The 26202-nt window shown below is 64.5% G+C and carries 22 protein-coding genes; 1 reads left to right on the top strand and 21 read right to left on the bottom strand.

What is annotated here, in order from left to right:
- Nucleotides 1-3: 3 nt before the first annotated feature.
- The 18 genes from ACVJNE_RS09825 to ACVJNE_RS09740 form a co-directional block, all read right to left on the bottom strand.
- The gene (locus ACVJNE_RS09825; protein WP_499565108.1) at nucleotides 4-885 is read right to left on the bottom strand and encodes an amidohydrolase family protein; all 882 of its coding nucleotides are present in this window, start codon (nucleotides 883-885) and stop codon (nucleotides 4-6) included.
- Nucleotides 882-1994 (bottom strand): vWA domain-containing protein, encoded by a 1113-nt coding sequence (locus ACVJNE_RS09820; protein WP_499565106.1) that lies wholly within the window; start codon nucleotides 1992-1994, stop codon nucleotides 882-884. The genes ACVJNE_RS09825 and ACVJNE_RS09820 overlap by 4 nt, the downstream gene beginning before the upstream one ends.
- Entirely contained in the window at nucleotides 1991-2872 is an 882-nt protein-coding gene (locus ACVJNE_RS09815; RefSeq protein ID WP_499565104.1) for an AAA family ATPase, read from the bottom strand. Before ACVJNE_RS09815 ends, ACVJNE_RS09820 begins: the two co-directional genes overlap by 4 nt.
- Nucleotides 2873-2918: 46 nt before the next feature.
- The gene (locus ACVJNE_RS09810; protein ID WP_368802239.1) at nucleotides 2919-3944 is read right to left on the bottom strand and encodes a xanthine dehydrogenase family protein molybdopterin-binding subunit; all 1026 of its coding nucleotides are present in this window, start codon (nucleotides 3942-3944) and stop codon (nucleotides 2919-2921) included.
- Nucleotide 3945: 1 nt separating this feature from the next.
- Nucleotides 3946-5598, bottom strand: coding sequence for a xanthine dehydrogenase family protein molybdopterin-binding subunit (locus tag ACVJNE_RS09805; RefSeq protein ID WP_499565102.1), 1653 nt, complete (start codon nucleotides 5596-5598; stop codon nucleotides 3946-3948).
- 8 nt (nucleotides 5599-5606) lie between these two features.
- Nucleotides 5607-6092: a (2Fe-2S)-binding protein gene (locus ACVJNE_RS09800; RefSeq protein ID WP_499565100.1), complete on the bottom strand. Its 486-nt coding sequence runs from the start codon at nucleotides 6090-6092 to the stop codon at nucleotides 5607-5609.
- 2 nt (nucleotides 6093-6094) lie between these two features.
- Nucleotides 6095-6913: an FAD binding domain-containing protein gene (locus tag ACVJNE_RS09795; RefSeq protein ID WP_499565098.1), complete on the bottom strand. Its 819-nt coding sequence runs from the start codon at nucleotides 6911-6913 to the stop codon at nucleotides 6095-6097.
- A complete protein-coding gene (locus ACVJNE_RS09790; RefSeq protein ID WP_368802236.1) occupies nucleotides 6913-7374 on the bottom strand; it encodes an SRPBCC family protein in 462 nt (153 codons plus the stop codon). The genes ACVJNE_RS09795 and ACVJNE_RS09790 overlap by 1 nt, the downstream gene beginning before the upstream one ends.
- A 240-nt stretch (nucleotides 7375-7614) precedes the next feature.
- Nucleotides 7615-8052: an SRPBCC family protein gene (locus ACVJNE_RS09785; protein WP_499565096.1), complete on the bottom strand. Its 438-nt coding sequence runs from the start codon at nucleotides 8050-8052 to the stop codon at nucleotides 7615-7617.
- A 9-nt stretch (nucleotides 8053-8061) separates the two neighbouring features.
- A complete protein-coding gene (locus tag ACVJNE_RS09780) occupies nucleotides 8062-10863 on the bottom strand; it encodes a flotillin family protein (protein ID WP_499565094.1) in 2802 nt (933 codons plus the stop codon).
- Nucleotides 10864-10911: 48 nt separating this feature from the next.
- Nucleotides 10912-11742, bottom strand: a complete 831-nt coding sequence (locus ACVJNE_RS09775) for a phosphoenolpyruvate hydrolase family protein (RefSeq protein ID WP_499565092.1) — start codon at nucleotides 11740-11742, stop codon at nucleotides 10912-10914.
- A 4-nt stretch (nucleotides 11743-11746) separates the two neighbouring features.
- A complete protein-coding gene (locus ACVJNE_RS09770) occupies nucleotides 11747-13960 on the bottom strand; it encodes an ABC transporter permease (RefSeq protein ID WP_499565090.1) in 2214 nt (737 codons plus the stop codon).
- On the bottom strand, nucleotides 13953-14762 hold the full coding sequence (locus tag ACVJNE_RS09765) for an ABC transporter ATP-binding protein (RefSeq protein ID WP_173187079.1): 810 nt from the start codon (nucleotides 14760-14762) through the stop codon (nucleotides 13953-13955). The genes ACVJNE_RS09770 and ACVJNE_RS09765 overlap by 8 nt, the downstream gene beginning before the upstream one ends.
- Nucleotides 14759-15850, bottom strand: a complete 1092-nt coding sequence (locus ACVJNE_RS09760; RefSeq protein ID WP_444727206.1) for a branched-chain amino acid ABC transporter permease — start codon at nucleotides 15848-15850, stop codon at nucleotides 14759-14761. The genes ACVJNE_RS09765 and ACVJNE_RS09760 overlap by 4 nt, the downstream gene beginning before the upstream one ends.
- Nucleotides 15851-15853: 3 nt before the next feature.
- A complete protein-coding gene (locus ACVJNE_RS09755) occupies nucleotides 15854-16861 on the bottom strand; it encodes a branched-chain amino acid ABC transporter permease (protein WP_499565088.1) in 1008 nt (335 codons plus the stop codon).
- Nucleotides 16862-17055: 194 nt separating this feature from the next.
- On the bottom strand, nucleotides 17056-17892 hold the full coding sequence (locus ACVJNE_RS09750) for an AraC family transcriptional regulator (protein ID WP_499565086.1): 837 nt from the start codon (nucleotides 17890-17892) through the stop codon (nucleotides 17056-17058).
- A gap of 102 nt (nucleotides 17893-17994) precedes the next feature.
- Nucleotides 17995-19128 (bottom strand): iron-containing alcohol dehydrogenase, encoded by a 1134-nt coding sequence (locus tag ACVJNE_RS09745; protein WP_499565084.1) that lies wholly within the window; start codon nucleotides 19126-19128, stop codon nucleotides 17995-17997.
- A 112-nt stretch (nucleotides 19129-19240) separates the two neighbouring features.
- The gene (locus tag ACVJNE_RS09740; RefSeq protein WP_368802229.1) at nucleotides 19241-20494 is read right to left on the bottom strand and encodes an ABC transporter substrate-binding protein; all 1254 of its coding nucleotides are present in this window, start codon (nucleotides 20492-20494) and stop codon (nucleotides 19241-19243) included.
- A gap of 298 nt (nucleotides 20495-20792) precedes the next feature.
- Between ACVJNE_RS09740 and ACVJNE_RS09735 the strand changes: the two genes are divergently transcribed.
- Nucleotides 20793-21221, top strand: a complete 429-nt coding sequence (locus ACVJNE_RS09735) for a L,D-transpeptidase (protein ID WP_499565082.1) — start codon at nucleotides 20793-20795, stop codon at nucleotides 21219-21221.
- A 6-nt stretch (nucleotides 21222-21227) separates the two neighbouring features.
- Here the strand turns inward: ACVJNE_RS09735 and ACVJNE_RS09730 are convergent, their stop codons facing one another.
- Genes ACVJNE_RS09730 through ACVJNE_RS09720 form a run of 3 tightly spaced genes read right to left on the bottom strand, consistent with a single transcriptional unit; the run spans nucleotide 21228 to nucleotide 25970 of the window.
- Nucleotides 21228-22379, bottom strand: a complete 1152-nt coding sequence (locus tag ACVJNE_RS09730; protein WP_499565080.1) for an osmoprotectant NAGGN system M42 family peptidase — start codon at nucleotides 22377-22379, stop codon at nucleotides 21228-21230.
- A complete protein-coding gene (gene ngg / locus ACVJNE_RS09725) occupies nucleotides 22379-24190 on the bottom strand; it encodes an N-acetylglutaminylglutamine synthetase (protein WP_499565079.1) in 1812 nt (603 codons plus the stop codon). Before ngg ends, ACVJNE_RS09730 begins: the two co-directional genes overlap by 1 nt.
- Before the next feature lie 4 nt (nucleotides 24191-24194).
- Nucleotides 24195-25970, bottom strand: coding sequence for an N-acetylglutaminylglutamine amidotransferase (locus ACVJNE_RS09720; protein ID WP_499565077.1), 1776 nt, complete (start codon nucleotides 25968-25970; stop codon nucleotides 24195-24197).
- Nucleotides 25971-26202 lie beyond the last annotated feature (232 nt).

The following is a 26202-nucleotide window of genomic DNA, read 5'->3' as shown; positions in this document are numbered from 1 at the left end:
TGCTCAAAGCCGGTAGACCCGCTTTGCCGTGTCGTAAAAGATTGCTTTCTGCCGTCCCGCGCTGAGGTCGTTCGCGGCCTTCAGGAAGGCGCGCATCAGTTCGCCGTAGCTGGTCCACAGTTTCTCGATGGGGAAATTGGAGCCGTAGAGGCAGCGTTTCGCGCCGAAGATTGCGACGGTGTCGTGCAGGATGCGCTCGATGTGCGCAGCGTCGTTCTGGTGGATGAAGGTGCCGAAGGCCGAAAGCTTCGAGACGACGTTCTCCTGCTTTGCGAGCTTGCGCATCTGCGCCTTCCACGTGGCGCGGCCGTCGTCGGAAAGGTCCTCCAGCATGCCGGCATGCTGGAGGATGAACGTTATCTTGGGGCATGCTTCCGCAAGCTCGGCCGCCCCGTCCATCTGGTCGGCGAAGACCTGCAGGTCGAAGCTCCAGTCGTAATCCTTCAGATAGGCGACGTTGCGCTGCACATTGGCGTCACGACATAGATCGGGCGTCCTGGCGAAACGGTACTGGTCGTTCTCGTGCCAGTGGAACTGCTGGCGGATGCCGCGCATCAGCGGATATTTCGCAAGCTTGTCGAGGGCGGGTCGCGCGTCCTGCACCGTCATGTCGCAATAGCCGACGATTGCATGCGGCCAGCCGGTGCGATCTGCCGTTTCCTGCACCCAAGCGACCTCGTCCTCGGCCCAGTTGGGCGCCCAGTTCGCCTGCACATAAACGGATTTCTCGACGCCGCTTCCGGCTATGTCCTCCAGATATTCCTCGATAGGGTAGTCGCGCTTGATCGCGTCATAGGCGCCGAAGATGCGCGGCTGGGTGGGCCCGAGAAGCCAGGGCAAATCCGCTTGCCGCCAGATATGATGATGCGCGTCGATGATCTTCATGCAGACAGTCTCCGTTCGAAGCCGAGCACCTCCGCGCAGACTCTGCGCGCGCTCGATCCATCGCCGAGCCGGTCGATGAATGGCAGCACCGACCTGAGCGCGCCGGTCTCGGCGGTATAGGCCGCACCGCCGGCAAGCGGGCTCAGCCACAGGATGCGCCATGCAAGCCGCGCCAGGCGTTGCATCGCATCGGTCATGGCGGTGTGGTCGCCGCGCTCCAATCCGTCGGAAAGAACGACGACCAGCGCCCCGCGCGAAAAACCGGAAAAGCGCGGCACGGCGAGGAATGCCTGCAAGGCATCGCCAAGCCGCGTGCCGCCATCCCAGTCCGCCACGAGCGTCGAGGCGAGCCCAAGCGCCTGGTCGCGGCTGCGCCGGCGGAGTGCCCGCGTGATGCGCGTAAGGCGGGTTCCGAGAGTGAAGACCTCGAGCCTGTCCGTCGCCTGCGCCAAGGCATGGGCAAAGCGCAGATAGGTGTCGGTGTTGTCCTTCATCGATCCGGACACGTCGATCAGCAGCAAGATACGCCGGCGGCGCTGCCTGCGATCGAGCGTCGGCAGATGCACGACCTCGCCATCGCGCGCGACCGCTTCGCGCAGTGCGCCGCGCATGTCGAGACGCCCGCGCCCCTTACCCGCGACAAGCCGCCGCGAGCGCCTGCGCGGCAGCTCCGATGGCGCGCGGCGGCGGAAACGGCGCAGCGCCTCAGCCTCTGAGAGCTCGGCAAAGCGGCGATTGAACAAACGCTCCGCCCCCGTCGGCGTGCCGCCCGACTCTTCGGCCTCGTCGGTTTCAGGCGGCTCCATCCCGCCGTCGCGATCGTCATAGGCCTCCAGTTCGTCCTCGTCCGGCTCGCCGGTCGCGGCCGGGAGCGATTGTCCGAGGAAGGCCAGTCGAAACAGCGCATCGAACTCGTCGCGGCGATCCGGCGACGGGCCGATTGTGGCGAGGGCTGCGCGGTGAATCTCCTCCATCGAGCGCGGACCGAGCAGTCCCACCGCAGCGACGAATGTCTGTGTCTGCTCCGGCGCAACCGCGAAACCGTTGGTTCGCAGCAGGGTCGCGAAGTCGACGAAGGGCAGAAGCGGACGGGGAAGCGGATCGTTCACGCCGCAGCCTCCCGCAGCATGTCGTCCAGGCGGGATTCGAGAAAGGTCAGGTCGTCCTGGTCCTTCAACGCCACGCCGATGGCCCGCCGGAACGCTGCCGGCCACGCAGCGCCCTGCTCGTGCAGCAAGGTCGCTGCTTCCGCCCACTCCACGGTCTCCGCAACGCCGGGAGGCTTCGCAAGCGGCTCGGCACGCAGCGCACCGACCGCCGCAACCACGCGATAAGCCGTGTCGTGCGCCACCTGGCTGGCGCGCATCATTACGATCTCGGCCTCGCGCGTCGGATGAGGATAATCGATCCAGTGATAGACGCAGCGCCGCCGCAGGGCTTCGTGAAGCTCGCGGGTGCGGTTGGAGGTCAGCACGACCACCGGATGCTCCTGCGCGCGGATCGTGCCGCGTTCGGGGATCGAGATCGAGAAATCGGACAGGAACTCCAGCAGGAACGCCTCGAACTCGTGGTCTGCACGATCGATCTCGTCGATCAGCAGCACCGTGTCGCGCGGATGGCGCAGCGCTTCCAGCATGGGCCGCGCTATGAGGAAGTCGTCGGCATAGATGTTGACGAATTCCTCCCGCGCTTGGCGGATCGCCAGCATCTGGCGCGGATAGTTCCATTCGTAAAGCGCGTGGGCGGAATCGATGCCTTCGTAACATTGCAGGCGCACGAGCTGGCGTCCAAGCACGGAGGTGATGGCCTTTGCACCCTCGGTCTTGCCGACGCCCGGTGCGCCTTCGAGCAGCAGCGGCTTGCCGAGCGCCAGCGCGAGATATGCAGCCGTCGCCAGGCTGTCATCGGCCAGATACTGCGCATCGCGCAGCGAGGTTGCGAGGCGATCGGGGCTGTCTATGCCGACGATGGAACGTCTTATCGGCATGGAATACCCCGTTGGCGATCGTAGAGCACCTGCATCCTAGAAGCCCTCAGCCCCGCCGGCCCTGCGGCTGCGCACCGCCGTTGGCGCGGATGCCGCGCAGCACCTTTTCCGGCGTGATGGGCAATTCGTCGATGCGGACGCCAACGGCGTTGAAAACGGCATTGACCATCGCCGGCAGCACCGGATTGGCGCACATTTCGCCCGGCCCCTTGCCGCCAAAGGGGCCATCCGGCGCGGGACGCTCGAGGATCGCGATGTTATGCGGGGCGATGTCGCCCGGCCCGGGCATCAGATAGGTGTTGAAGTCGAGCGGACCGTGGCTGCGTTCCGGATAGTAGGGTTCCGTGGTCTCCCACGCGGCATGGCTCATACCCATCCAGGCGCCGCCCACGAGCTGCTGTTCGACAAGGCGCGGGTTCAGCGCTCGCCCAAGCTCATAGGCACTGTTCATCTGGATGACATCGATTTCACCGGTCTCGTCGTCGACATCGACATCGACGATCAGCGCTGCATGGGCGAAACAGGACACCGGCGTCATCTCGCCGGTATCCGCATCGACCTCCGACAGCGGGATCAGGAAGATGCCGCGCCCCGACACGGTGCGGCCCTGCTTGAACTGCGCCGCCCCGCAGGCTTCCGCCGTGGTGATCGATTTCGAGGGCGCGCCCTTGACGTGGATGTTGCCCTTGCCGTCGGTTACGAGGTCGGCGGGGTCGACCTCCAGTTCCTCGGCCGCCGCTTCGAGCATGACCGCGCGCGCTTCCTGCGCAGCCTGAATGACGGCATTGCCGACGCGGTGCGTCCCGCGTGAGGCGAAGGAGCCCATGCAGTGCGGACCGGTGTCGGAGTCGGCCGTATCCACATAGACATCCTCTACCGGCACGCCGAGTGTTTCGGCGGCGATCTGGCGTGTCACCGACTTCATGCCCTGGCCGAGATCGATGGAGGACAGCGCCACCATGAACTTGCCGCCGGGATTGGAGTGGACGAGCGCCTGCGAGGGGTCGCCACCGAGATTCATGCCGATGGGATAGTTGATCGAGGCAAAGCCGCGTCCGCGATGGATCGTCATGTCATCGCCTCCTGAGGCCGGAGATGGAGGAAAACCGCGTGTGCCGCTGCTCGGTTGCGGCCGGTGGCGGGGGCGGGGCAGAGGCGGGCTGCGCAGGCTGCGGCCGGGGCTGTTCGGCACGCGGCGTCACCGGCGCACTTTCGTGTCGCGCGATCTGGGGCGGCGGCGTCGCGGATGGCTGCGTCGCCCTGGACTTCTTGGCGTAACTCTGCGCGGTGAACCCGGTGACGAGACCGTTCTGGTCGGTCGCCGTATGAGCGGGCAAGCGGCCGCGCTCGCCGCCGCCATCGCGCAGAGACGATGCCTGGCTGGCAGCCTGGCTGAGCGGCCACTTGGCCTTTTCGGCGGCCACCTGACAGCACTCGATCAGCGCCGTGTTCTTGGCGAGACGGCGATGCGCCTTCATGTCACCGTCGCGATAGGCGTTGAGGATGCGCAGTTCGATCGGGTCGAGGCCGACCTCGTGCGCCACCTTGTCCATATGTGCCTCGATGGCGAAATCGACACCGGTAATGCCGAAGCCGCGCATGGCGGTGGCCGGCGTCCGGTTGGTGAAGACGCAATAGACGTCGGCATAGACGTTGGGGATCGTGTAAGGCCCCGGCAGGTGCCCCACGCCCTTGATGATGGCGTAGCTGGAAAGCCGCGTATAGGCACCACTGTCGAAATAGCCGACGAACTTGCGGGCGACGATGCGCCCATCGTTCATCACACCGTCCTTGAGGTACCAGCGTTCCGCGCCGCGCGGCGCACCCACCTGCATCTCTTCCTCGCGGTCGAAGATGTATTTGCATGGCCGCCCGGTCAGCATGGTGCCCAGCACCGCCATCGGCTCGTGCAGGGAATCGACCTTGCCGCCGAAGCCGCCGCCCACGGTGCCGCCGATAAAATGCAGCCGGTTGGACGGCGTCTTGAGCAGCTTCGACGTGGTGTCGAGCGAGAAGAACAGCGCCTGCGTGGACGTGTAGACGACGTAGCGGTCGTTGGTCTCGGGGGCAGCGATCGCGCCGCATGTCTCCGTCGGCGCCTGCTCGATCGGCGACATCTGGTATCGCCCTTCGATGATGCGGTCGGCCTGACGGAAACCCGCTTCCACGTCGCCGTAGCGCAGCTTCTGGTGGTCGTAGCGGCCGTGATAGACGAAGAGGTTCTTCGGGTAGACCTCGTTGACCACCGGCGCGCCCGGCTTGACCGCTTCCTCAACGTCGAAGACGGCTGGAAGCTCCTCCCAATCGACCCGCACCCTGGCGACCGCGTCGCGTGCTGCCCGCTCGGTCTCGGCGACCACGGCCGCCACCGGCTCGCCCTTGTAGGCGACCTTCTTGTCGGAAAGCAGCGGCTCGTCATCGAGGCCGAAGTCGAGCAGCGACAGCAGCGTGTTGAGATTATGCGGCACGTCCTTGCCGGTGATGATCCTCACCACACCCGGCATGCGCTCGGCTTCGCTGGTGTCGATGCGCCGGATGCGCGCGTGATGGTGCGGGCTTCTCACGCAGCGGATGTGAAGCAGTCCGTCGAAGAGATGGTCGTCGAAATAGGGCGACCTGCCGGTGACATGGCCAAGCGCATCCTGGCGCTGGGTCGGCTTGCCGACCTCATTCAAATTGTCGTCGCGCTCGTCGGCGAAATATTCCTTGCGGAACTCGATGCTCATTGGCTCACCTACCCGTAGCGCCGTGCGCCGCCGGCCTTCGCCGCGGCAAGGATCGCGTTGATGATCGGCTCGTAGCCGGTGCAGCGGCAGATATTGCCGGAGATGGCTTCCACGATGTCCTCGCGCGAAGGGTCCGGGTTACGCTCCAGCAGCGCGCTCGCGGCCATCAGCATGCCCGGCGTGCAGTAGCCGCATTGGGCGGCGAACCCATCCATGAAGGCGGCCTGCAGCGGATGAAGCTCGCTGCCGCGCGCAAGCCCGGCCGTGGTGGAGACCTGCCGGCCGTCGATGGTTTCCGCGAGCGTCAGGCATGACAGATGCGGCTCGCCATCGATCAGCACCGTGCAGGTGCCGCAGGTTCCCTGCCCGCAGCCATATTTCGGGGTCAGGTCGCCGACGCCGCGACGCAGTAGGTCGAGAAGGTTCTGCCCGTCGTCGACGAACACCGCCTTTTCCGAGCCGTTGAGACGAAACTGGACCGGTTTCTTCGCCATGCCTATCTCCGTTCCCCGGCCAGGAGCCGTTTCAGATGCACACCGGCCACCTCCGCCCGATACCAGGACGAGGCGAGCGCGTCGGTCGGCGGCGCGATGCCCTCGACCGCCAGCGCGGCCGCCCGATCGATGGCAGCGGCATCGAGCGCCTGTCCTTCAAGCGCGCGTTCGACCGCAATGGCGCGCAGGGGCGTCGGCCCCATTGCGCCATAGGCGACGCGCGCGCCCTGCACGCGCCCGCCCGACTGCGGCAGGAGTGCCGCGATCGACATCAGCGACACACCCTTCGGCTTCACGCGACTGACCTTGGTGAAGCGAAATGCGGCGGGGTCGCGCGGCCGTGGCACGGTGACGGACTGGACAAGTGAGGTTGCGTGGCGCTCGCGGTCCCGCAGGAACTCGTCGATCGGCATGCCGCGGCTGCCGCTGCCGGCGAGCTGCACCGTGGCGCCCAGCGCCAGCAGCGCCACGGCGAGATCGCCGTAATTGCCGCTGGCAAACAGGTTGCCGCCAACGGTCGCCATGTTGCGGATGGCCGGACCGCCGATCACCCGCGCCACGGGAGCGAGGAATGCCGCATCGCGATTGGCGACAAGCGCGGCCATGGTGACCCCGGCGCCGATGACGAGACCGTCGCCCTGCATCCTGATCGTCCGAAAATCCGGATCGCGCAGTCGAATGATCGTATCGAATGACTGGTCGCCGGCATTCACAGCCCGCATCACAAGCGTGCCGCCGCCGAGAAAACGCGCCGAACGGCTTGCCGAGAGGGCGCGCGCGGCCTCTTCAACGCGCTCGTAGGTCTCCACTTTCACGGGCATCAGGCCCCTCCCTGCGATGCGGGCGCTAGCCCCATGAAGGCGCGGACGGCGTGAAAGCCGCCCTCGTAGATTTCCTCGCCGACCTGCTTCTGAAGCTCGGCTTCGCGGCCCGGCGGCGTGTCGAAGCGCGACTCCCAGTGCCAGAACGTCATATCGCCGTCGGTTACCGGGATCAGGCGGACATGAGCGACGTAGTTGAGCAGCGGGATCGGCGTATCGAGTAGGCAATAGGAGAACGCCATGTCGATGTCGGACATGGTCAGAAGCTGCTCGCGCAGTTCCGAACCATCGGCCAGATGGAAGCGGCGAACGCATCCAACCTTGTCGGAGGGCTGTCCGCGCTCGATGTGGCTGTCGGCGACCGCCGGGTGCCACTGGTCGTGGCCGTTGAAGTCGCGCAGCACCTCCCACACGGCCTCGACAGGCGCCTCCATGATGGTGGATTTGACGATCTTCACCATGGGGCGATCTCTTTGGTTGATCGCAACTCCCGAATGCTCCGCGTTCCTTCACGCCCCCCTCTGTCCTGCCGTACATCTCCCCCACAAGGGGGGAGATCGGCAGCTTCACGCTCAGCGCTGCCTCTCCAACGCTGGAGATTGGCGAAAGATCGGCCGACGGCTGATCTCCCCCCGTGTGGGGGAGATGGCCGGCAGGCCAGAGGGGGGCAACGTAAAGAGGCAGCGTCGGCAAGCATCCGCCTATCCCCCGAAATGTCGCTTGAGCGAGTCGAAGCCGCCCTGGAAGACGTTGCCGCCGATGCCGTTGACGAGATCGTCGGCCACCTCGTCGGCGCACTCGAACTCGGCCGACCATTCGGCAAAGGTGCGATCGCCATCCGTTATCGGGGTCAGCCGCAACGTCGCGACATAGTCGGTCAGCGGCATCGGTCCTTCGAGGATCGCGTAGGTGCAGAACATGTCGTAGTCCGACAGGCCGAGCAGCTTTTCGCGTAGGCGGTCGCCGTTTTGCAGCGTGAAATCGCGCACGCAGCCGACCTTGTCGGAAGGTTCGCCGTTTTCGATGCGGCTTTCGCGGATGCGGGGATGCCAGCGCGGCAGCGCGTTGAAATCCCTGATCCGCTCCCAAACCCTGGCGGGCGGCGCATCGATGACAGTGGAGACGAATACCCTTGGCATTGCCGGCTCCTATTTCTTCGACCGCGAACCGGACGACGATTTGCCGCCGCCATCGGACCCGCTGCCGCCATCGTTGGAGCCGCCATCACCTCCAGAGCGCTGCTGTTTCTGCACCTCGCCGGCGATGCGCGTCAGGTCGGAGGCCTCGCGGATCAGGCCGCCTTGCTTCGTCAGGTTGCCACCCTCGATGCCGATATCGGCAAGCAGGCTGTCGACCAGCGGCGCCTGGACGCGATAGCGAAGCGCCGAGTTGATGACCTCGTCGGTCATGTTGGCCCGTTCGCCGCCGTGTCCGCCAGCGATGCCGTCGAGCTGCATGATGCGGATGTCCTGGATCTTCTCCAGCGGCTTGACGGAGGCCGAAACGATGCCCTCGACATGTTCCAGCAGCTTGCGGCGGAACAGCGAGTGCCGCGCCGGATCGGACAGCACGTTTTCGGCCTCGTTGAGCAGCTTCTGCGCCTCGGCCTCGACCGCGCGGCGGACCTTCTCGGCCTCGGCGGCGATCTTTTCCTCCTGAGCGCGCTTCTCCGCCATCAGCACATCGACGCTCTTGCGACGGTTGGCCTCCTCGGTCTCGCGTGCGGTCTTGATCTGCTCCTCGGCCTCGGCCGCGCGGGCTCTGGCAATGTCGGCCTCGGCACGGGCAGCCGATTCCTCCAGCGATTTGCGGTAGAGCACGATGGCCTTTTCCATCTGCGCGCTCTCGATATTACGCTCGCGCTCGACCTCCAGCCGGCGCCGCTCCGTCTCGTGACCGATGCGGGCTTCGTCGAGGCCGCGCTCGGATGCGATGCGGGCGCGTTCGATCTCTTCTTTCGAAGCAATCTCGGCCTCGCGCAGCGTCTGCACGCGGGCGATCTCGAGCTGTTCCAGCGCGCGCTGGCGTTCGAGCTTGGCCGCGTCCAGCGCCTGCTGGCGTGCGATGTCGCTGCGCTCCACGTCGCGCTGCGCCAGGATCTCGGCCTGCCGCACCTTGGCGTCCGCTTCGGCACGTTCGCTCTTCCTGGCGGCGAGCTCGACGATGCGCCGTTCGCTGGCCTCCTCGACGATCCGCTCGCGCTCGATCTCGCGTTCCCGCGTCTCCTGCTCGGCGGTGATGCGCTCGAAGTCGAGCATCTTTCTCTGCGCGATGCGGGCGGCTTCGACCGCCTCGTCGGCCGCGACCTGCGCCTCGTCCAGCATCTGCCGGCGTTCGATGTCGCGCTCGCGCGTGCCGCGTTCGCTGTCGATGCGCTCGCGCTCGATCTTGGCTTCCACCTCGATGCGGGCACTTTCGATCAGCTCGCGTGCCGAGATGTCGGCCTGGTCGACGGCCCGGTTGCGGGCGATCTCGCGTTCGCGCGTTTCCTGCTCGTAGGCGATGCGTTCGGCCGCGATCTTCTTTTCGCGTGCGATACGGGCTGCCTCCGTGGCTTGCCCTGCTGCGATCTCGGCTTCCTCCAGCGCCTTCTGCTTGCCGATCTCCAGCTCGCGGATCTTGCGGTCCGTCTCGATGCGCTCTTCGTTGGTATTGGCAGCTTCGAGAATACGCAACTTCTCGGTCGCCTCGCGTGAGGCGATCTCTGCCTCTTCGATGGCGCGGCTACGCTCGATCTCGCGCCGGCGGATGTCCTGCTCGGTCGTTATGCGGCTTTCGGCGACCGCGCGCTCCTGTTCGATGCGGGCCTTCTCGGTCGATTCCTTTGCTGCGATCTCGGCCTGATCGACTTCGCGCTGGCGAGAGATTTCGCGGGTTTGCGTTTCCTTCTCGTTATCGATGCGCGCTTCCTTGATCGCGCGTTCCTGCGCGATGCGGGCCTTCTCGATCTCCTCGCGCGTGGTGATTTCGGCAGAGTCGATCGCGCGCTGGCGCTCGATCTCGCGCTGCCTGATCTCGCGTTCGGAGGCGATGCGGCTTTCTGCAATCGACTGCTCGTTGGCGATGCGCGCGCGCTCGATCGCTTCTCGCGCGGTGATCTGCGCACTCTCGGCCTCGGTATCGCGTTCGGCGCGTTCGCGGGCAAGCTGCGCGCGCTGGTGGGCGCGCCGGAACTCGACGTCGCGTTCCTGTTCAAGCCTTGCCTCTTCGCTGGCGCGCTCGATCTCGAGCGACTGCTTCTCCGCCTCGAGGTTGCGGGTGCGGATCTGGATCATCGCACCCTGCTCGATGTCGTTGCGCAGCGTGCGACGCTCCTCGATGTCCTTGATGAGCGCCGTCAGACCTTCGGCATCGAAGCGGTTCGACGGGTTGAAATATTCGAGCGCGGTCTGGTCGATGTCGACGATAGCGACCGACTCCAGCTCCAGGCCGTTGCGGGATAGATCTTCCTGCGCCGCCTCGCGAACGCGGCTGACATAGACCCCGCGCTGCTCGTGCATTTCGCCCATAGACATTTCGGCCGCGACCGCGCGCATGGCGCTTTCGAACTTGCCGACCAGCAGTTCGTGCAGGTTCTTGGCGTCCAGCGTCCGCCGGCCCAGCGTGGAGGCCGCCACCGACACCGCCTCGCGTGTCGGCCGCACCCGCACATAGAACTCCGCTTCCACATCAATGCGCATCCGGTCGCGAGTAATCAGCGCCTGGTCCTTGTTGCGCACCACCTCCAGCACGAGCGTGTTCATGCTGACCGGTGTTACGTCGTGGACGATGGGCCAGACGAAGGCGCCGCCGTCGATCACCACCTTCTCGCCGAGGAAGCCGGTCCGCACGAAGGCTATCTCCTTCGTCGACCGGCGGTAGAGCCAGTTCATCACCCAGTAGATGATGGCGATGACTATGACGGCTGCGATGAGCCACAGGATGAGCTGGCCGATGATCTGTCCAGTCATTTTCGTCCCTCCCGCGAAGGTGCCGACGTGATGAATTCTATCGGCATGTCATTTTCCCTTGATCCGCTTGAACTGGCGGGTCTGCTCGGTAAGCGCGACTTCGGTCGGCAACCTCTCCATCGAAGAGGCTCCATAGAAGCCATGGCAATTGGCGGTGTTCTTCATGATGAAATCCGCGTCTTCGGGCATCGCGACCGGCCCGCCGTGGGCAAGCACGATCGCATCCGGCTTGACCTTCAGCGCGGCCTCGGCCCAGGCGTCTATCAGCGCCGGGCAGTCTTCCAGCTTCAGCGCAGTCTCGGCGCCGATGGAGCCGCCCGTCGTCAGGCCCATGTGGCAGACGATGATGTCGGCACCCGCGCGCGCCATCGCGGCCGCCTCGTCCTCGTTGAAGACGTAGGGCGTCGTCAGCATGTCGAACGCACGGGCCTTGGCGATCATGTCGACCTCGAGCCCGTAGGACATGCCGGTCTCTTCCAGATTGGCGCGGAAGGTGCCGTCGATGATCCCGACGGTCGGAAAGTTCTGGATGCCGGAAAAGCCGAGGCGCTTCAGCTCCGGCAGGAAGACATCCATCACACGGAATGGATCGGTACCGTTTACGCCGGCCAGCACGGGCGTGTGCTTCACCACCGGCAGCACCTCGCGCGCCATGTCAACGACGATCGCGTTGGAATCGCCATAGGCAAGCAGGCCCGCAAGCGAACCGCGACCGGCCATGCGGTAGCGCCCGGAATTGTAGATGACGATGAGGTCGATGCCGCCTTCTTCCTCGCACTTGGCCGAAAGTCCAGTGCCGGCGCCGCCACCGATGATCGGCTCGCCTCGCGCGATCATCGCGCGGAATTTTTCCAGGATTTGCTGTCGCGGTATCGCCATGCTGCTACCTAACCTTTGCCCGCCGCTGCGGCCGTCCGCCGCCATGCAGCGTCCGGTAGGCCTTCACGATCTCGGCGGAGAATTCAGGGGCGTTGATGTGATGCGGCAGGCGGATGAGCTGCCGTGTCGAGGTCTGGCGCACCGTGCCTTCCAAAGCCGCGAACAGCGCCTCGTCGGCCGCCGGGTCATGGAAAGGCTGGCCGGGCGCATCGAGCGCGGAGACGCCACCTTCCGGCAGGAAGAAACGCACCGGCGCTTCTATTCGGTTCAACCGCTCGCCGATCCAGCGCCCCATGGCCGTGTTTTCCTGAGGCGTGGTGCGCATCAAGGTGATTTCCGGATTGTGCCGGTAGAGGTTGCGGCTGCGGAAGGCCTCCGGCACCGTCTCGAAAGCGCGGAAGTTCGCCATGTCGAGCGCGCCGACCGAGCCGATATAGGGCATGCGCGCGCGGATCATCGCGCCGAAGCGGTCTTCCGTCGCCGGAAAGACGCCCCCCACCAGCATGTCACAAACCTCGGTGGTGGTGACGTCGATCACGCCTTCTAGCTGGCCGGACTCGACCAGCTTCTCCATCGACTGACCACCGGTGCCAGTGGCGTGAAAGACGAGGCAGTCGTGGTCGCTTTCAAGCTCCGCCGCGATCTGGCGCACGCAGGCCGTCGTGACGCCGAACATGGTGAGCGCGACCGCAGGCCGATCGTCGCGCCCGGACTGCTGCTGCGTATCCCGGCGCGCCCGCACCATGCCGGCAAGCGCGTTGGCGCCGTTGGCCAGCACCTGCCGCGTGATCGAATTGAGGCCCTGAACGTCGGCGACCGAATGCATCATCGTGATGTCGGCCGCGCCGACATAACGCGAGACGTCGCCCGACGCGATGGTGGAGATGATGATCTTGGGCACGCCGACGGGCAACGCTCGCATGGCAGGCGCCACCATCGCCGTGCCGCCCGATCCGCCTGCCGCGATGATGCCGGCAATGCCCGACTGGCGGCGGATCCAACGTTCGAAGGCGAGCGTCATGCCGGCGACGGCCTCGCCACGATCGCTGGAGAAGACGCCGCTTGCGCCGCGCGGATGATAGGCCGCGATCTGATGGGCTGGAATCTCCGCGCCGGAATGACGGCCGGCAGTGGAAAGGTCGGCCATGCGCACGGGCAGCCCGGCTTCGCGGATGAGGTCGCGCATGAAGCGCAGTTCCTCGCCTTTCGTATCGAGCGTGCCGGCAACGATCACCACCTGCTCACCGGGCGTGGCGAGCGGCCGCAGTTCAGGGAGCCCGCGCGCTGCCGCCTGCCCGGTGGTGCCGCTGACCGTACGTGCCGACTGAATGATCTGCCGGCGCGGCACCGGCCGGGACCAACGTGTGGGCACGATCGGATTGGAAAGGTAGACTTTCTGCGCAGACGGCTGAACGGCGGCTTGAGGCGCCTCGCCTTCCGTGTCCGTCGGGGCCTGGCGTCGCCCGTCATCCTCCGAATGGCGGCCGACGCCCAGGAGCCGCTGCTGCAGATCGCGGTCTGTGGCGAGCTGGGCAGAATCGATCACGCGGTTGATGCGACCGTTGACCATGATGCCGACACGCTCGGCCACCGCCGTCGCCACGCCGATGTTCTGCTCGATGACGAGAACGTCGATGCCGTCTTCCTCGCCGATATGCAGCAGGATTTCCTCGACCTGATTGACGATGACCGGCGCGAGGCCCTCCGTCGGTTCGTCCATGACCAGGAGCTTCGGATTGACCAGCAGCGCGCGCGCGATGGCCAGCATCTGCTGCTCGCCGCCCGAAAGCTGCCCGCCGCCATTGGTCTTCCGCTCGGCAAGGCGCGGGAAGGTCGAATAGACACGGTCGATGGTCCAGGCGCCGCTCCTGCCCGCGCCCACCATGCGCAGGTGTTCATCGACCGTGAGCGAACGCCAAAGGCGGCGTCCCTGCGGCACATAGCCGATGCCGAGCTGCGCGATACGCGACGGGGTAAGACCGACCAGTTGCTGCCCGGCGAAGGTGATCGATCCGCTGGACACGGGCACCAGACCCATGATCGCGTTGCACAGCGTGGTCTTGCCCATGCCGTTGCGGCCGACAACCGAGACCACGCCGCTGTCGAGTGTCAGTTCGACGCCCTGCAAGGCGTGCGAAGCGCCGTAATAGACATTGAGCCCGCGTATCTCGAGCGTCGGCTGGCCTATGCGCCGTCTCTCCCCCTGGCGTTCAGCCATGGCCGCCTCCGAGGTAAAGTTCCTGCACCTCGGGATCGTTCTCGATCTCGCTCGGCAGGCCTTCCTTGAAGATGCGGCCGTTGTGCATCATCGAAACGCTCTCTGCGACGCGCAGCGCGACGTCCATGTCGTGCTCGATGATGATGAAGCCGATATGCCTCGGCAGGCTGGTGAGGATTGCCACAAGGTCGGCTCGCTCGGTCGGCGAAAGGCCGGCAGCAGGCTCGTCGAACAGGATGAAGCGGGGCGCACCGGCCAGCGCCAGCGCGATTTCGAGCTGCCGCTGCTGGCCGTAGGAAAGCTCGGCCACCAGCGTCTCGGCGACATCGCTCAGGTGCACGGCCTCGATGAGCTCGAAAGCCGACTGCATCAGCGCGTCGTTGCGGCGCGGGCGCACCAGCGAGAAACGGCCGCGCGAGACGCCCCGGCATGCGAGGTAGACATTGTCCAGCACGGTGAGGCCGCCGAACAGCAGCGATATCTGGTAGGTGCGTCGCAACCCGCGGCGGATGCGTTCGTGTGCCGGAAAACGGGTCACGTCCTCGCCGAACAGGCGGATCGTGCCCGATGTGGGCAGGAAATCGCCGGTAACGCAGTTGAACAGCGTCGTCTTGCCGGCACCGTTGGAGCCCAAAACGCCACGCCGTTCGCCGGGCTTGACGGTCAGCGTTACATCGGTCAGCGCCGCGAGTGCACCGAACATGCGGGTGACACCGCGCAGTTCCAGCGCATTGCCGCTGCCGGTCGCGTTCAGGAGATCGCCCACGCTGCGCGGTTCCACGGTGCTGGCGGCCGGGCTCATTGCGCGTCTCCGCCACGTGTCAGCGGATCACCTGCCTTGGCGCGGCGAGCGCGCCAGTGCTCCCACAGCCCGAGCACACCATCCGGCGACCAGTAGACGATGGCCAGGAAGCCGAGGCCGATCAGCAGCTTGAAACGATCGCCCGAAAGACCGAGCGTTAGCAGGATGTCCGGCGCGAAAGTGCGTAGGACGACGTAGATCAGCGCGCCGATAAACGGGCCAATCGGCCGCTTCATGCCACCGACGACGGCGATGACGAGGATGTCGATGACCGCCGGCAAGCCTGCTGTGCCCGGCGATATCTGCGCGTTCTGCCAGGCCATCAGAATGCCGGCGACGGCGGCGATAGCGCCCGCAAACGTGTAGGCGAAGACGCGGTGCGCGAAAACGTTGAAGCCGAGGGCGGCCATGCGGCGGGGATTGTCGCGAACGCCTTGCAGGGCAAGCCCGAAGGGTGAGCGGGACACGTAGACCACGACGCAATAGGCGATGACCGCGCACGCCAGCGACAGGTAGTAGAAAGGCACGGAACGGCGCCAGTTGATGCCGAACAGGTCCGGCGGGACCACGTTGGCAAAGCCGGTATAGCCGTTGAAGATCGTGTAGTTCTGACGCGTGAAATAGAAGAAGGCGGCCGCGATCGCGAGCGTGATCATGATCGTGTAGATGCCCTCGGTGCGTACCGCGAGCGCGCCGATCATGGTGGCGAATGCGGCCGCGATGAAGATCGCCACCGGGATCGCCAGCCACCACGGCCAGTTGAGGCTGATGGTCTGCACGCCGCTGCTGCCAAGTATGGCGATCATGTAGCCGGCAAGGGCTGCGATCGACATCTGCGCGAGGCTGACCATGCCACCATATCCGCCCAAAAACATCAGGCTGAGCGCGATCATGCCGAGGATAAAGCCCCAGCCAAAGATCTGGAACAGGATGAAATCATTGGCGACGACCGGCATGAAAAGAAGGATGACGCCGACGACCCACCAGGAGACGGGCAGACCCTGGAGCCAGGCCGGCACGTCCGAGGCTTGCCCGGTCCTGGCCGCCCTCCTGCCTCTTTCGACGCTGGTCGGGTCCACCGCGGCCATGGCTCAGCGCCCCAGGAGGCCCTGCGGGCGAAATGCCAGCACGAGCGCCATGATGAGGAAGGTGAGAACGACCGAATAGGTCGGCGCGTAGACGGAGCCGAGTTGTTCGGCGAGGCCGATGAGCAACGCGCCGAGCGCTGCCCCGAAGATCGATCCCATCCCGCCGACAATAACGACGACGAGCGAGGCGAGCAGGAAACGCATGTCCTCGCCGGCCGCGACCGACTGGAAGGTTCCGCCGACGATGCCCGCCATGCCCGCAAGCCCCGCCCCGAAGGCAAAGACCAGCACGAAGACATACTGGATACGTACGCCGGAGGCAGCAAGCATGTCGCGGTCGTCGACACCTGCGCGGATCAGCATGCCGATGCGGGTCCGGTTGAGCGCCAGCCACATCAGCGCGCCAAGCACGATGGAAGCGACAAGAATGGCGATGCGTACTGCCGGGAATCTCAGATAGACGATCTCGCCATCGCCGCGCACGCCGGCAATCAGGGGCAGCGTGGTCGGCCCGCTCAGGAAATCGGGCGACAGTATCTGGTAGGAATGGCTCCCCCAGCGCCACAGCATCAAATCGGCCAGCACGATCGAGATGCCGATCGTCACCAGCGTCTGGCGCAGATCCTCGCCCTCCATCCGCCGGAAGACGACATATTGCAGGACGATGCCGAGCAGCGCGACGATAACGAAGGAAACGACGAAGGCTCCGAGCCACGATCCCGTCGCTTCCGCGAATTCGTAGCCGATGTAGCCCCCCAGCAAATAGAGCGAACCATGCGCGAGGTTCACGTTCTTCATCAGGCCGAAGATGAGGGTGAAGCCGCTTGCCACGAGGAAATAGAGCGCGCCCAGCGTGATGCCGTTGAAAAGCGCATTGAGGAAGATCTGCTTGCGCCCGACAATCGCCTCCATGCCGGGCGGCCAGGGTGCCACCACGGCCCAGGCGAAAGCGGCGACGAGCACGGCAATGATTACCGTCCAGATAGGGTTGCGCTGGACAAAGCCGCTCAACCCGACCTCCCGGACCGGTCTTCCGACAACGGTCGCACTCGACTGTCGATCATGCCGATACTCTCCTCCCTAGAGCCGCATCGCATCTGTTCGTCGTCAAGCTAAGCGCAAGATGCGCGATCGCGCATACCCGACAGTCTCTTGCTGTCGCCAATCATCGCCAAAACCGACTGCCGTCGACGGAAATGCTTCCGTCAGGCAACGCCGGCGAAATGAACGACGCGCCGATAGTCGCTCGGCGCGATGCCGGCATTGGCGATGAAGAAGCGCGTAAAGCTCGCCTGAGAGGAGAAGCCGAGATCGAGACCTATATCCGTAACGGCGTCGTGCGATGTCGTCAGACGCTGAAGCGCGCTCTCCATGCGCAGGGTGTTCAGGTAGATATTGGGCGTGATGCCCACCTGCTGGCGGAAGAGCTTGTAGAAGTGCGGCCGCGACAGGCCGGAGTCCTTGGCGATTTCGTCGAGGACGATGCGCTCGCTGACGCGATGCTGCATCAGCTTGACCGAATTGCGCACGCGGAAGTCCCGCACGGGCGGGGCGCAGCGGGTGAAGGTCGCGCCCTCCGCGACCCACTGCCACGACTGGTCGAAGCAGGCCTGCGTCAGCTCGTAGAGATAGCCGGCGACGAAGCTGTCGTCCGCATCCTCAAGCATGGCGGACGATACCTGCAGCGACAGGCGGCAGATCTGTTCCGTCACATCGATCGGGCTGCGCCCGAAGCGCAGCGCGGCATTGGCCTGGCGACTCGCCTCGAGAAACCAGAACGGCTTTATGTACAGAGTGAGAAAGAGCGACGGTTCGTCGTGATCCAGCGACATGTAGTTGTGCGGCTGCCATGGGCTGATTGCTACAGCCTGGCCGCCGGACAGCGGGTAGATGTCCTCATCGATCCTGATGGACGCGGCGGGGCCCTGGATGTGAAAGATCAGATGGCCTTCCCTGTGCGCATGCAGGGCCAGCGAACGATCAAGATTGTACAGCGCCACGCGACCGAATGGCCCGTGATGCACTGCCAACGCGGTGCTCATGCTCCTCCCTTTCCGCAATTTTTCGGGATGCGGATTTTTCTTTCACTGTAATCCAGCCTGCGGCCGAGTCCAGCCCCCATGACGCAACGTCAGAAAGACGGCTCATAATGCGGCCTGCAGCATGGAAAGATAGTCGTGCGCGCCGGCATGACGCGGATTGGTCCGATTGGCATAATCGGCAGCGGCCAGGGTCGCCGCGCGCGGCAAGTCGCCGCCCGCCACGCCGATGTCGCCAAGCCGTGACGGCAGCGCAATGCTTTCGCGCAGCCGAACGATCGCCTCAGGCAGATTGGCCCTGGCCGGAAGCCGGAATTCGCGCTTGATGTCCTCGTAGCGGTGGGCAACGGCCGGTGCGTTGAACTCGAGCACAAGAGGCAGCAGCACCGCGTTGGTCGCGCCGTGGTCCAGCGCGCCGGAGACCACGCCGCTCAGCGCGTGGCTCATGGCATGAACGCCGCCGAGCCCCTTCTGGTTGGCCAGCGCGCCGTTGAGCGCTGCCGCCATCATCTCGCGGCGGGCGTTGAGATCGCTGCCGTCGGCGACGGCGCGCTCCAGATGGGCCAGAGCCCGGCGTAGTCCGTCCCGTGCGATGCCATCTGCCGGTGGGTTGTACGCGGTGGAAATATAGGTCTCGAGGCAGTGGGTCAGAGCGTCCATGCCGGCAGCGGCCGTATCGCCGGCAGGCAAATCAAGCGTCAGCGTCGGATCGCATATCACTACGCGCGGCGTCAGGAACTGGCTAACAAACGAAACATTGGAACCGTCGCGAAGGGACACAACCGCAATGCCGACGGTTTCGGCGCAGGAGCCCGCGATTGTCGGTATCGCGATCATCGGCGGGATGATGTCGAGGATGCGCGGCCTGCCGCCTTCCGTGCCGGCATAGTTTCGCAAAGCGCCATCATGGCTCACGCGCAGCGCGACGGCCTTCGTCAGGTTGAAAGCGGCCGCCCCGCCGAACGCAATCAGGCCATCCGCCTCGCAATCGAGATAGAGGTTCGCGGCCTCGGCACAGGCCTCTTCCGTTGCCCGGCAGCATCCGCTTTCGTAGACAGTTGGGGAAACCGGCCGTGGCACGGCTGCGAGCAGCCGATCCAGCACATTGCGCCGCGAGGTACCATTGTCTGAAACGATCATCGGCCGACACAGACCGAGCCGCTCCAGTTCGGCCTCGAGCGCGTCCTCCAGGACGTTCTCCGCGAAGTGAATCTTGGTCACGTAGCTGATGAGCGACATGGCAACGCGCTCCGCCGGGCGACGGCGCGGTGAGTGTCGTCCGCCCTGCTGAATGAATCTGTCCGAAGAGAGCCGACGGGCAGGGATCGAACCCTGCCCGCTGGCATTCGCGTTACGGATTCAACGCCGCGCAATCCGGCGTATCGCGGGAAGGAAGGCCGATAGCATCGAACTCTTCCTTGGTCATGCCGAGCTTCTGGTCGACATTGTCGACCTTGGCCTTGAACGTGTTGTAGAGTTCGCCGTCGTCGCCTTCGACCACTTCGGTGATGAACACCGAGCCGATAGCCTGACGGTTTTCGTCGAGCTTGATGTGGCCGTTCGGCGTATCCATCTCCACCGCCGAAAGGGCGGCGTGGAAGTTCGCCTGGTCATCGTCGAGTTCGCCGTCGATCGCCTCAAGCGCCATCAGCGCACCCATGGTCGAGTTGTAGTAGTTGGTGGCAAACAGCGACGGCGTGGGCAGCCCGTCCGGGAACGCTTCCTGATAGGCCTTCACATAAGCCTGCCAGTTCTCGTCCTGCCAGTCGTCCGCCTGAACGCCGGAACTCGGCGTGCCGATCAGTGCTTCCTTAGCGCGCCCGCGCGCCGTCAGAACCGTCTGGTCGACCATGATCGTGCCGCCGATGATGTTGGTATCGCCGCCGGCCTGCTCGTACTGATTCAGGAAGTTGATGGCATCCGTGCCGCCGACACCGAGATAGATGGCATCGACGTCATAGGGCAGAGCCGCGATGATCGACGCGAAGTCGCCACTGCCCAGTGGCAGCCAGAAGCGCTCCACGATCTCGCCGCCGGCCTTACAGAAGTCGACCGCGAAGCCCATGAAGTTGGTGTAGCCGAACGAATAGTCGGCCGCGATGGTGGCGACCTTCTTCCAGCCCTTTTCGTTGACGACATAACTGCCAAGGCCATAGCCCCACTGCGCGCCGTCCGGATGGAAGCGGAAGAAATTCGGCGCCGGATCGACATAGGTCGTTTCAAGCGCGCCCGACGCGGCATTGATGATCGTCTTGCCGGGGATGGTCTTCGCGTAGTCGCGCAGCGCCAGGCCTTCGGAGCCCGACAGCGGCCCGATGATGAAATCGACCTGGTCCTGCTCGATGAGCTTGCGAGCCTCGCGCACCGCGCGATCCGGCGTGGCGTCGGTCGGGCCGAGCACCCATTCGATCTTCTTGCCGTTGATCTCGCCGTTGAACTTCTTCAGCGCGAGCTCGAAACCACGGATACCGTCATTGCCGGGCTCGGTGAAGACGCCTTCCTGCGGCGCCATCAGACCAATCTTGATCGTATCGTCCTGTGCCAATGCCGCGGCGGGCGCGAGGATCGCGAGCGCTGCGACAGTACTGATGAGTTTCAGTTTCATGCTTTCGGTCCTCCCTTGCGGGCCAGCGCGGTATTCCTCCCGGTACGTCTGTTGCGCGGCCGTGCTGTGACAGCACCACGTTAGGCAACATGCGACCGCGCGCTGATCCCCCGGTGTTCCGACTTATATCCGAGCGTCTGATTTTTGGCCGTCGCAAGACCGCGGCGAGACCTCGATCTCTCACAGCGCTGCAACGCAAGCGGTTATTAAGCCTTTTTCTTCATAACGCGAAAATGAATTGTCGCTATATTTGGAAGCGACTATCCTGTTCTCGGCATAAATGGGGCTTAGGGCAGAAATGAAACTGATTGCAGGTATCGCACTCGCGTCAGCTATAGCTATCGGCGCGCCATCAACGGCAGAAGCAGCGACGATCGTCGCCAAGGTCGACATCTCGACCCAGACCATGACGGTGCTGCATGGCGGCAAGGTCAAATATCGCTGGAAGGTTTCGACGGCCCGCGCGGGCAAGGTGACCCCCTCGGGAACCTGGTCCGCCAAGTGGCTTTCCAAGAACCATCGGTCCAGCCGCTACAACAACGCGCCGATGCCGTACTCTATCTTCTACAATGGCAATTACGCCGTGCACGGCACCGACCAGATCAGCCGGCTCGGCCGACCGGCATCTTCAGGCTGCATTCGCCTGCATCCGGAAAATGCCAGGGTTCTGTTCGAGATGACGCGGCGCAAAGGCCTGAAGAACACGCGTATCATCGTGCAGCGCTGACGCCGCCTACTCCGCGCCGGCGATCTTCTCGGGATCGAAGTCGGGCTGGCTGGCCTCTTCGGTCGGCTGGCTCGGAAAGCCTTCCGGCCCTGACACGTCCTTGACATCGCGCGCAATCTCCAGCGGGCTCGACGCGTAGGCAGCCGTCAGCGACGCCACCGATGTCAGCGCGTGTGTGTGAATCCGCTCGTAGCCGTGAGAGGCATCGATGCCGAACGCAATCAGCGCGGTGCGCACGTCATGGCCCGCTTCGATGGCCGAGGCCGAATCCGACCGATAATAGCGGAACACGTCCTTCTGGAACGGGATGTCCTCCTCGCGGCATAGATCGACCAGCTTCTTCGTCAGGTGATAGTCGAAGGGACCGGCCTGATCGGCCATGGCGATCGTGACGCCGAACTCGGATGAATTCTGGCCGGGGGCTGTCGTGCCGTTATCGATCGTCACCATCGATGCGATCTCCGAGGTAACGATAGCCGCAGCGCCCACACCCACCTCTTCAGCGATGGTGAAGAGGAAATGCACGTCAACAGGCGTCGTGACGTTTTCCCGTTCCAGCGACTCCAGTGCCGCCAGCGCGATGGCGACGCCGGCCTTGTCATCCAGATGGCGCGAATTGATGAAGCCGTTGTCGAGGAACTCCGCGCCGGTGTCGAAGGCGACGAAATCGCCAACATCAATGCCCATCGCGCGCGTCTCGGCGCGGGACTGTGTCACCGCATCAATGCGCAGCTCGACATTGGGCCAGCCGATTGGCAGCGTATCGATATCGTCGTTGAATGTGTGACCGGACGCCTTCAGCGGCAAAACGGTTCCACGGAAACTGCCCTGCTCGCTGTAGAGCGTCACGCGACCGCCTTCTGCGAAACGCGCCGACCAGTGTCCGATCGGCACCAGTTCCAGCCGCCCGTTGTCCTTCACAAGCTTGACCTGCGCGCCAAGCGTGTCGAGGTGGGCGACGATGGCGCGGGCGCCCTTGCGCCGGCTTCCCTGACGCACCGCGCGGATCGCGCCGCGCCGGGTCAGTTCCGGTTTAAGACCAAGGCGCTCCAGTTCCTGCGAGCAGTAGTGGACGACCTGATCCGTGTAGCCGGTAGGGCTGTCGATCTCCAGAAGCGCCTTGAGTTGCGCTAGCAGATAAGCTTCGTCGATTGCCATTAGAGCTTGCCGAGTGCCTGTGCAGCAGCCCTGTGCCCCGAGAGCGGGAACAGCAGGTCTAGGAAACGCTCCGCCGTCGGCTGCGGTTCGTGGTTGGCAAGTCCAGGCCGCTCGTTCGCCTCGATGAAGACGTAGTCTGGCTCGCTCGGCGAACGCACCATGAAATCGATGCCCACGACGGGGATGTCGATCGCGCGCGCGGCCGCCACCGCCGCCTCGACCAAGCGTGGATGAACGATGCCGGTGACGTCGTGGATGGAGCCGCCCGTATGCAGATTCGCCGTTTTCCTCACGACGATATCCTCGCCCTTCTTTAGCACGGAGTCCAGTGTAAGGCCCGCAGCGGCGAGGCAGCGTTCCGTTTCAGCGTCGACCGGGATGCGGCTTTCACCGCCGGTGGCGGCGGCGCGGCGGCGCGACTGGCTTTCGATCAGGCTGCGTATCTTTTGCCTTCCATCGCCCACAATGCGTGGCGGACGGCGCACCGCTGCCGCGACCAATTTGAAGTCGATGACGACAAGCCTCAGATCCTCGCCCGCAAAGCAGGCCTCGACGAGAACGCGGTCGCAAATCTCGCGAGCGGCTGCGATGGCACGCTCGATATCTTCCAGCGTTTCGAGCCCGACCGCGACGCCCCTGCCCTGCTCACCGCGCGCCGGTTTCACCACAACGCTGCCGTGCTTCTTCAGAAAGGCCTTCAGCGCCTTGGCGTCGTCTTCGGCCACCATCTGCTCGGGTACCACAAGGCCGGCATTCTCGACCACGCGGCGGGTGACGGCCTTGTCGTCGCAGATGGACATGGCCACGCCGGAGGTTAGTTCCGACAAGCTTTCGCGGCAATGGACCGACCGCCCGCCTTGAGAGAGGCGAAAGAAACCGCCCTCGGCATCGGTGATCTCCACATGAACGCCCCGACGCCGAGCCTCGTCAACGATCAGGCGGGCGTAAGGGTTAAGCGCGTCGTATTCCGCGAGCGGGCTCGAATAGAGCTTCTCATTGATGGGATTCTTGCGCTTGACGGCGAAAACCGGCACGCGCCGAAAGCCGAGCTTCTCGTAAAGCGCGATCGCCTGATCGTTGTCGTGCAGCACGGACAGATCCATAAAGGCCGCGCCGCGCGCCGAGAAATGCTCGGCCAGCCGGCGAACGAGCATCTCTCCGATGCCGGGATGACGCGCCTGCGGGTCGACGGCCAGACACCAGAGCGACGAACCGTTTTCCGGATCGGAGAAGGCACGGCCATGATCGATGCCGGTCACCGTGCCGATGATCTCCCCGGAGGCTTCGTCCTCGGCGACGAAATAGGTGATGGCGCGATTGTCGCGGTTGGACCAGAAGAAATCGGGCCGCACCGGCACCATGCCGCGCGCGGCATAGATGCGGTTCACGGCGCGGGCGTCGGATTCGGAGGAAAGCCGCCGCACGAAGAAGCCGCGCGGTTGGCGCCTACTCGACCGGTAGGTCGCAAGTTCGAGGCGGAACGTATGAGACGGGTCGAGAAAGACCTCCTGCGGTGCCGCCGCGAGTAGCACGTGCGGGTCCCTGACATAAAAGGCAATGTCGCGCCGCTCCGGCCCTTCCTTGCGCATCGCCTCGATCAGGTCTTCGGGTTCCCCGAATGTCTGGGCGAACAGAAGCCTGCCCCAACCGCAATCGACCGAGGCGTTTTCCTCCCGCGCCTCGGTCTCAGCGTCCGAAAGCCCCATCGGGGGCTTCATCGATTCGGCTCGCAATCGCTTGAGCCGATGTGCAAGCGCCTTGTCCGACCGACTGCGCGGCTGTCGGTCGTCAGCCCCGGGATTCTTGGCCATTCCACTATACCCCATGGGTCTGCATCCAGAGTTCGAGAAGGCCTACCTGCCAGAGTTCGGACCCCTGAAGCGGCGTGATGTGGTCCGACGGGTTGGCAAATAGCGTTTCCAGATAGTCCTCGCGGAAAATCCCCCGCTCTTTCGCTACCCGCGACGTCAGGGCATCCCGCACCATGTCGAGATAGGGGCCATCGACATATTTGAGCTGAGGGACCGGGAAATAGCCCTTCTTGCGGTCGATCACCTCGTGCGGCACCACCAGGCGCGCGGCATCCTTGAGCACGCCCTTGCCATTTTCGCGCAGCTTTTCCTCGGGCGGGATCTTGGCGGCCAGTTCAACCAGCTCGTGGTCGAGGAACGGAACGCGGGCTTCCAGCCCCCAGGCCATCGTCATGTTGTCGACGCGCTTGACGGGATCGTCGACCAGCATGACCTGGCTGTCGAGGCGAAGAGCGGCATCCACGGGCGTATCCGCACCGCCCCGCAGCAGGTGTTCGGCTACCAGTTCACGGCTGGCATCCTCGTCGACGAGCCAGTCCGGATTCACGTGGCGCGCCATCGTCTCGTGCGAGCGGTCGAAGAACACGCGCGCATAATCGCCGACGACATCGTTCGAGGCGGCCAGCGGCGGATACCAGTGATAACCGCCGAAGACTTCGTCGGCGCCCTGCCCGGATTGCACGACCTTGATGTGCTTCGAGACCTCCTGCGACAGCAGGTAGAAGCCGACATTGTCGTAGGAAACCATCGGTTCCGACATGGCGGCAAAGACGCCCGGAAGCGCCTCCATCAAGCGCTCGGACGGCACGAAAATCTTGTGATGGTCGGTTTCGAAGTGTTTGGCGATCAGATCGGAATAGACGAACTCGTCGCCCTTCTCGCCATTGGCTTCCTCGAAGCCGACCGAAAAGGTCATCAAGCCATGCTGACCCTGTTCTGCCAACAGGCCGACGATCATGCTCGAATCGACGCCGCCCGAAAGCAAAACGCCGACCGGAACGTCTGCGACCATGCGGCGCTTCACCGCCGTGCGCAGCGAATCCAGAACAAGGTCGCGCCAGTCCTGTGACGACAGGCCCGACATCGACGGATCGCGCTCGTGGGGCGGCGACCAGTAGACGGTGTCGGTTTTGCGTCCGTCGGGCTCGATCACGCGGATCGTGGCCGGCGGCAGCTTGCGCACGCCGTTGATGATAGTGCGCGGCGGCGGCACGACGGCGTGGAAGGAGAGGTAGTGGTGCAGCGCGTGACGGTCGGTCGAGGTGTCGACTTCGCCCCCTTTCAAAAGCGCAGGCAGCGAAGAGGCAAAACGCACCGAATGCGGGGTCTCAGCCAGGTAGAGCGGCTTGATGCCGAAGCGGTCCCGCGCCATCACGGCGCGCCCGGTGTCGCGCTCGTGGATCACGAAGGCGAACATGCCGTGGAAACGGTTCACGCATTCCTTGCCCCAGGCGTGCCACGCCTTGAGGATCACCTCGGTGTCGCCGTGGGAGAAAAAGCGGTAGCCCTTCTGCTCCAGCTCCTGGCGCAGCTCCGGATAATTGTAGATGCATCCGTTGAAGGCGATGGTCAGGCCAAGCTCGGCATCGACCATTGGCTGGCGGGCCTTTTCGGTCAGGTCGATGATCTTAAGCCGGCGATGGGCAAGGGCTGCATTCCCGTGCATCACGAGGCCGCTTCCATCCGGTCCACGTGGTGCCAGCGCCTCCATCATCCTGGTCTGGGCGAGTGTCGATGGCTGGGCGCCGTCGAAGCGTACTTCTCCGCAAATTCCACACACGGTTTGGGCAAAACCTCCGTTTGTCGTTTCCACACAGCGGTTTCACCGGGCAAGCCGAAACCGGCCCCCGTCCGTGACCCGCCTGTTCGCCAACGTAACGTAGCGGATATGGTTCCAATAAAATTTCAAATGCTTGCGCGAGATCAACGCGCCGGCTCCGGAATCAGCTCAAAAGCCCATGAAACGTCGCTTTCGCGGCGTGGCAATTTGCCCGACCGGGCGACATGGACGC

This window comes from Mesorhizobium sp. DxT (assembly GCF_058448885.1).
The sequence above is the reverse complement of the archived record's forward strand: the minus strand, read 5'-3'. Positions and strand labels throughout refer to the sequence as shown.